Origin of the sequence: Acidovorax sp. WCS2018Noco2-16 (assembly GCF_031843945.1) — a bacterium.
Taxonomy (GTDB): domain Bacteria; phylum Pseudomonadota; class Gammaproteobacteria; order Burkholderiales; family Burkholderiaceae_C; genus Paracidovorax.
Genome location: NZ_JAVTJJ010000012.1, coordinates 106,293 through 113,494, shown reverse-complemented (window position 1 = coordinate 113,494; position 7,202 = coordinate 106,293). Strand labels below are relative to the sequence as shown.

The window sequence follows — 7,202 nt, the reverse complement described above, 5'->3', positions numbered from 1 at the left end:
CTGTGTCGGGCAGGGCGTGGGGTGGCGCGTGCGCCGCAGGACGCACCCGCATCGTTGTCTAGCTCGCCGCGGCTGTCTGAACGTAGCTGCAAAGCAGCGCAGTGAGTTCCGCGGCGCACCCCGCGCCCTGCCCGACACAGGTTGCCCCGCTCGCCGCAGGCGAAGGGGTCGCAGACAGTCGGGTCGCCTTTTCTTTGCCTACTTTCTTTTGGCGAAGCAAAAGAAAGCAGGTGCGCCGCCGGGCGCACATCCCGGCCCCGGAAAACAACCAACCAGCAACCATCAAAAAAGATAGCTACCAGCGCTTACACAACAAGCGCTAGAGCCAAAAAACACCAAAAATCAGGCAGCAACCCCACCCAACCCCGCCCTCAAAACCCCCTCATCCAACCCCTGCCCAATAAACACCAACCGCGTCCCCCGCACCTCCCCCTCGCGCCAAGCCCGATCAAAGTGATGATCAAACCTGCGCCCCACCCCCTGCAGCAACCACCGCATTGGCTTGCCCGGAATCTCCGCAAACCCCTTCACCCGCAAGATCGCATGGTCGGCCACCAGACGCTGCAACGCCGCCAGCAGGCGATCCCGATCCACCGCCGGCAGGTCGATCACCAGCGCATCGAACGCATCATGGTCATGGTCCTCATCGTGGTCGTGGTGGCTCACCCGCTGGTCGATGGTGGATTCGGCAGCGCGCGAGAGGCCCAGCAACACGTTCAGCGGCAGGCGCCCCTGCTCGGACTGCACGATCTTCACCGACGCCGGAATCTCCTCGCGCACCAGCGCCTGCACCTTCGCCAGCGCGGCGGCGTCTACCAGATCGGTCTTGTTCAGCACCACCAGGTCGGCCGCAGAGAGCTGGTCTTCGAACAATTCGTGCAGCGGCGATTCATGGTCCAGGTTCGGGTCGGCGCGGCGCTGCTCGTCGACGGCGACGGGGTTGGCCGCAAACTGCCCGCTGGCCGCAGCCGGCGTGTCCACCACCGTCACCACGGCATCCACCGTGAACACGTTGGCGATCTCGGGCCACTGGAAGGCCTGCACCAGCGGCTTGGGCAGCGCCAGGCCCGAAGTCTCGATCAGCACCGCATCGATCTGGTCGCGCCGCGCGGCCAGCTGCTGCATGACGGGAAAGAACTCTTCCTGCACGGTGCAGCACATGCAGCCGTTGGCCAGTTCATACAGCGCGCCTTCGCGCTCGTTGCCATCGTCGTCGCAGCCGACGCCGCAGCCTTTGAGGATCTCTCCGTCGATGCCCAGCTCGCCGAATTCATTGACGATGACGGCGATGCGCAGGCCATTCGCGTTGTCGAGGATGTGGCGCAGCAGCGTCGTCTTGCCGCTGCCGAGGAAGCCGGTGACGATGGTGGCGGGAATCTTGGCGGTCGTTTGCATGCAGGTGCCTTTCTGGCAAAGCGGCGCCCCGCACTCCCGCAGGGCACCAACACAGGAACATCATCATCATCATCACAACGCTCCGGTGCACGCACCTGCGGGCAGCCTGCAGCCATTGGTCAACGGTTGCGCAGCATGCCCGGACGTGTGCACTCCCGCAGCGTCTGGAGGCGGTTGCGAAGGCCGGTATCCGGGCTTGCGGATGGCACGCGAAGCACGACGATCCGGCTGGTGGATCCACCGGCAGATACGTCGCTCCTTGAATGCCGAAGATCCTCGCCTTCCCATGCACCGCAGGTGCACAGTGGCTGCCGACACATCCCAGTGCGCCGGACATGAGGTTCTTGCGATCCGCTGACCGTTGCGGGGGCAGCGCAGGACTGGCTGGGCCCGACCCATGGTCTGGCTTTCAAGCGCACCTGCTTCCCGTTGAACCCACGCCCATCAAGGCGGGGGCACCTTCGAACCGGGAACGGATGGAATGCCACGGCAGCCCATCTGTCCCGCAGCCATTATCCGTGCCCCATGCGCCGGCGCACCGGCTAGCCGACGGCCGGGCGGGGGCATCCATGCAGCGCGCTCAAGCAAAGCGCTGCACGCAAGCCGGCGCGAAAGCCTTCCACCATAATCAGCAGACGAGCCGTGCCCCTCTCATCGGTGACCTCTCATTCGCGCACCGACCCTTGCAGGGCGATCTCTTCCCCTTCCCCATGAATCCACAAGCCACCGAACTCTGGCGCGGCCCGCGCTGGACCCTTGCTGTCCTCCTCGCGCTGCTGGGCATGCTCGGGCCGTTTTCCATCGACACCTACATTCCGGCTTTTTCAGGCATTGGCGCGGCGCTGGGCGCTACGCCGGTCGAGATGCAGCAGACGCTGTCGGCCTACCTGTTCGGCTTTGCGTTCATGACGCTGTTTCATGGCGCGCTGTCGGACAGCGTGGGCCGCCGCCCGGTGGTGCTGTGGGGCATCGCGGTGTTCACCATCGCCTCGGCCGGATGCGCGCTGTCGCAGAACATCGGCCAGCTGGTGCTGTTCCGCGCGCTGCAGGGGCTGTCGGCGGGTGCGGGCATCGTGGTGTCCCGCGCGGTGATCCGCGACATGTTTCCGCCGGCGCAGGCACAGCAGGTGATGAGCCAGGTCACCATTTACTTCGGCGTGGCGCCGGCGATCGCGCCCATCGTGGGCGGCTGGCTGTTCGTGCACCTGGGCTGGCACAGCATTTTCTGGTTCCTGACGGGCGTGGGCCTGTTTCTGTGGATCGCCAATTTCCGCTTGCTGCCCGAGACGCTGCATGCCAGCCAGCGCCAGCCGTTCAACGCCCGGCACCTGATGCAAGGCTACTGGCAGCTGGGCTCCAGCCCGCGCTTTCTGCTGCTGGCGCTGGCCAGCGGCGTTCCATTCAACGGCATGTTCCTTTACGTGCTGGCTGCGCCGGCATTCCTGGGCGACCATCTGCAACTAGCTCCCACGCATTTCTTCTGGTTCTTCATCCTGACCATCTCCGGCATCATGGGCGGAGCATGGCTCAGTGGCCGACTGGCCGGGCACATCGCGCCCAAGCGGCAGATCCGGCATGGCTTTCTGATCATGTTCGCCGTGGCCCTGGTCAACCTGGCGGCCAATGCCCTGTTCCCGGTGCACGTGGCGTGGGCGCTGCTGCCCATCGCAGTGTTTGCTTTTGGCTGGGCGCTAATGGTGCCGGTGGTCACCCTGCTGGTGCTCGATCTCTACCCCGCGCGGCGCGGCATGGCCTCATCGCTGCAGGCCTTCGTGGGCTCGACCGCCAACGGCATCGTGGCCGGCGTGATCGCCCCGCTGGTGATGCACTCCACCTTGCTGCTGGCAGGTGCGTCGCTGGCCATGCTGTGCGTCGGCCTGGTGGCCTGGGTGTATCTGCACCACCGCTGGCCGGAAGTGGGTCGCACGGCCACGGTGGCCTGATGCGCTTTGGAGCCAACAAACGCTGATCAGACTCGGCGGCGCTCGACACCCATTTCTTCGTAGTAACGCGCCTTCTCCGCATACATCGCCTGGTCAGCACGGTTCACGGCCGCCTCGATCTGGTCGCCCGTCGCCGCAATGGCCATGCCCATCGACAGGCTCAGCGGCTTGCCCGGGTAGAACTGGTTGTTCAGCTCCAGCAGCGAGGCGATGCGATCGATGACTGCCTGCGCACCGCGATCCTCTGCTGCGGGCAGCAGCACCGAGAACTCGTCGCCACCGATACGGGCCGCGCAGGCCGGCGCATCCACCGCCTTGGCCAGCACCTCGCCCACGCGCCGCAGCATCGCATCCCCAGCGGCGTGGCCCGATTCGTCGTTGATGGCCTTCAGGCCATTCATGTCGATCACGATCACCGCCACCGGCCACGGCCCCTTGCGGGTCAGGCGGTTGAGCTCTTCCACATAGAAGGCCCGGTTGCGCAACTGGGTCAGCACGTCGTGCTTGCCGAGGTACTCGAGATACGCCTCGGCCTTCTTGCGGGCGGTGATGTCCACCAGCGACAGCAGCACCATCGACCAGTCGTGGCGGTGTTCTTCCAGGATGGAGAACTGCATGTGTATGTTGACCGCCTCGCCCGACAGGCTGTAGTTCACCACCTCGCGCTGCTGGAACAGCTTGCCGTCCCACAGGTCGAGCAACTGTTCGGTAAATGACTCGTGCATCTCGCCCCGGAACACCTTGCCGATCTGGTTGAGCAACTGCTCTTTGCTGTCCGCACCGAACATGTACAGCGTCTGCTGGTTTACGTCGATGACGCGGATCTCGTGCATGCAGCGGGTAACAAACTCCGGATGCACTTTCAGAAAAGTCTTGAAGTCGCGAATGCCCTGCCCGCGCACATCGTCGAGCAGCCGCCTCACCGCGCTGAAATCTTCCACCCACAACGACACGGGCGAATGCTCGAACAGACCGCGCGCGTAATGCTCGCTGCGCTGCAGTTGCGCGCGGCTGCTCATCTGGGGCGTATTGTCTTCCAATGAAACCAGTACACGATCCCAAAGCGCCTCATGACCAGGCAGGATGCGGCCACGGATGTGCACGTCCAGGCGTCGCCCATCCAGCGCGTAATTGACCGTCTGGTTTGAAAACTCCAGCGAGCCGGACCAGAGCTGTCGCAACTCCTGAATCGCCTGCTCGTGCATGTCGCCCCGGAACACCTGCCCCAGCGACGCCACCAGCGTCGCCTGATCAGGTGCCGCGAACAATTCGAGCGTGCGCTGATTCACCTTCAGCACCTTGAGCGATGCGCCGTACTGCTGCATGCGTGCCGGGTCGGCCCGCACGAAGGCCTCGATATCGACCACGCCCTCGGCGCGCCAGCCGTCGAGCAAGACTTTCAGTGCACTGAAATCTTCCAGCCACAGAGAGACAGGGGCGATGTCGAACATGTGCTCGAAATCGTTGTCCAGCGAAGGAATAGAAGACATCCGAAGAACTCCAATCATGCGTGCTCGCAAGGGCCACACGGCCTCACGCGGCAATGCCGAATTATTGCCCGGCCGAACCGGCGCGCCACTGGGGCCCCTAAAAGCCGCCCACAAAAAAGCCAGCCTCAAGGGCTGGCTCTTTCAGGAGCGAAGTTCGCGAACGAGCTTAGCGTGCGGGGCGCGCAGGACGCTTGCGTGCGTCATGGGGTGCAAAAGGCTTGGCACCGCCGCCCACGCCGGGCTTGGCGAAAGCAGGCTTGCGTGGTGCGAAATCGCCGCCGCCACGGTTTGCGCCTTCAGGGCGGCCACCACCGAAACCACCGCGTGGCTGCTGGTCGCCGAAACCGCCGCGTGCGGGTTCGCCGAAGCCTGGCTTGCGGCCGTAGCCTTCGCCGTCGCGACGGGCACCGCCGCCGAAGCCGCCGCGCTGGTCGTCACCACGTGGGGCAAACTGGCCGCCACCAAAGCCACCGCCATCGCGGGCTGCTGGAGCACCGCGGCCGAAACGGTCGCCGCCGCCATTGCGGTCGCCGCCACGATCACGGTCGCCGAAGCCACCGCCAAAGCCGCCACGGCCTGCGCCGCCGCCCGCTGGGCGACGATCGCCACCACGGAAACCACCACCGTCACGCGCACCGCCACGGCCACCGAACTCGGGGCGTGCCTGAGGCGCGCGTTGCTGGGGTTCCAGGCCTGGGACCACTTCCGACTTGAACTGCTGCTTGCTGTAGCCTTCGATGTCGAAGATCTTGCGGCGATCACGGAACTCGGCGAACGTGACGGCCAGGCCGTCGCGGCCGGCGCGGCCCGTACGGCCGATACGGTGGGTGTAATCCTCGGCCTTCATCGGCAGGCCGTAGTTGAATACGTGGGTGATGGTGGGCACGTCGATACCGCGCGCTGCCACATCGGTCGCCACCAGAATCTGCACCTGGCCGCTGCGCAGGGCCATCAGGCGGCGGTTGCGCAGGCCCTGGCTCAGGGCGCCGTGCAATGCCACGGCCGAGAAGCCTTCTTGCTGCAGGTCGGCGGCAAGGCCGTCGCACTCCACTTGCGTGCTGGCGAACACGATGGCCTGGTTGATCGTCGTGTCACGCAGCCAGTGGTCCAACAGCTTGCGCTTGTGCTGGGCGTTGTCCGCCCAGAACAGCACTTGCTTGATGTTGACGTGCTTTTCCTGCGGGTTGTCGATCTGCACCTTTTGCACTTGCGAGCCACCGTCGTGCATCACTCGCATGGCGAGCTGCTGGATGCGCGGCGCGAACGTGGCGCTGAACATCATGGTCTGCTGGCGTTGGCTGGTCATCTGGTTGATGTCGGCCAGGTCGTCGGAGAAGCCCAGATCGAGCATGCGGTCGGCCTCGTCGACCACCAGGAATTTCACCTGGTCGAGCTTGATCTGCATCGAGCGTTGCAGATCCAGCAGACGGCCTGGCGTTGCAACCACCAGATTGGCGTTTTGCAGCTTGGCGATCTGCAGTTGGTACGGAATACCGCCCACTACGTTGGCCACGCGCAGGCCGCGGCAATGCTTGACCAGTTCGATCGCGTCGTGTGCAACCTGCTGCGCGAGTTCGCGCGTCGGGCACAGGATCAGCGCGCCAGGGGTGGCGGCCTTGAAGTTGCGGCTGTTGGTGGGGTCCTTGCGCTTGGGGCGCTTCGGAGCGGCTTCGCCACGTGCCACGGCCTCAGCGGCCGCTTGTTCAAATTCGACGCGGGCCGCTTCTTCGGCAGCGGCTTGTTCACGAACCAGCGTGTGCAGCACAGGCAGCAGGAAGGCCGCGGTCTTGCCGCTGCCGGTCTGGCTGGAAACCATCAAATCGATGAAGCGCGTGGACTCGGCGCCAGAACCCATGGCCAGAGGAATGGCGCGGGCCTGCACTTGCGTCGGCTGCGTGTAGCCGAGGTCGGCCACGGCTTGCACCAGCTCGGCGGCAAGGCCCAGTTCGACGAAACCATTGGGTTCGGCGGGAGCGGCTTCTTCCGATGCCACGGTATCGGCGGCTTCGGTCAAGTCGGCCACGGCAGCGGCTTCAGCCACAGGAGCGGTTTCAACCACGTACGACACGACGGTGTCAGCAGCGGCAACGGAAGTATCAGCAGGCGCGAATTCGCCCTGCACTTGGAGAGTGTCAGTCATATTTTTTCTCACACGAAAACAGCCGCAGGCGTGGCCTGCGGAGGCTTCGTTTATGGTTAAAAAACATCAACCATCAAACGAAACCAGCGCTGCGAGGAGCAGAGCAGGTGGGCATTTTTGCGGTGTGCGGTTGAAGGACTCAACCGCCCGCAGGCCCAGTGTGTGAAGGGAGATGCACAAGCTGCGTGAAACCAACAGGTCATTTCACGCAAGCCGCCGATTATTGCACGCTTC

The 7,202-nt window shown here is 64.6% G+C and carries 4 protein-coding genes and 1 riboswitch; of the genes, 1 reads left to right on the top strand and 3 read right to left on the bottom strand.

Annotated elements, in window-relative coordinates; genetic code table 11:
• Positions 1-342: 342 nt before the first annotated feature.
• Complete coding sequence (gene cobW, locus RQI28_RS18245; protein ID WP_311223732.1) at positions 343-1,395, bottom strand: cobalamin biosynthesis protein CobW; 1,053 nt, start codon at positions 1,393-1,395, stop codon at positions 343-345.
• A gap of 163 nt (positions 1,396-1,558) precedes the next feature.
• Positions 1,559-1,873: riboswitch (cobalamin riboswitch) on the bottom strand.
• Positions 1,874-2,105: 232 nt separating this feature from the next.
• Between cobW and RQI28_RS18240 the strand changes: the two genes are divergently transcribed.
• Positions 2,106-3,338 carry a multidrug effflux MFS transporter gene (locus RQI28_RS18240; protein ID WP_311223733.1) on the top strand — a complete coding sequence of 411 codons (1,233 nt, stop codon included), beginning with the start codon at positions 2,106-2,108 and terminating at the stop codon, positions 3,336-3,338.
• 26 nt (positions 3,339-3,364) lie between these two features.
• On the opposite strand, the gene RQI28_RS18235 is transcribed toward RQI28_RS18240, so the two are convergent.
• Positions 3,365-4,828 carry a sensor domain-containing diguanylate cyclase gene (locus RQI28_RS18235; protein ID WP_311223734.1) on the bottom strand — a complete coding sequence of 488 codons (1,464 nt, stop codon included), beginning with the start codon at positions 4,826-4,828 and terminating at the stop codon, positions 3,365-3,367.
• 166 nt (positions 4,829-4,994) lie between these two features.
• Positions 4,995-6,968 carry a DEAD/DEAH box helicase gene (locus tag RQI28_RS18230; protein WP_311223735.1) on the bottom strand — a complete coding sequence of 658 codons (1,974 nt, stop codon included), beginning with the start codon at positions 6,966-6,968 and terminating at the stop codon, positions 4,995-4,997.
• Positions 6,969-7,202 lie beyond the last annotated feature (234 nt).

Excerpts from the sequence above, each read along its gene's own strand:
- cobW (WP_311223732.1), bottom strand. The coding sequence starts at position 1,395 with ATGCAAACGACCGCCAAGATTCCCGCCACCATCGTCACCGGCTTCCTC.
- RQI28_RS18230 (WP_311223735.1), bottom strand. The coding sequence starts at position 6,968 with ATGACTGACACTCTCCAAGTGCAGGGCGAATTCGCGCCTGCTGATACT.
- RQI28_RS18240 (WP_311223733.1), top strand. The coding sequence starts at position 2,106 with ATGAATCCACAAGCCACCGAACTCTGGCGCGGCCCGCGCTGGACCCTT.
- RQI28_RS18235 (WP_311223734.1), bottom strand. The coding sequence starts at position 4,828 with ATGTCTTCTATTCCTTCGCTGGACAACGATTTCGAGCACATGTTCGAC.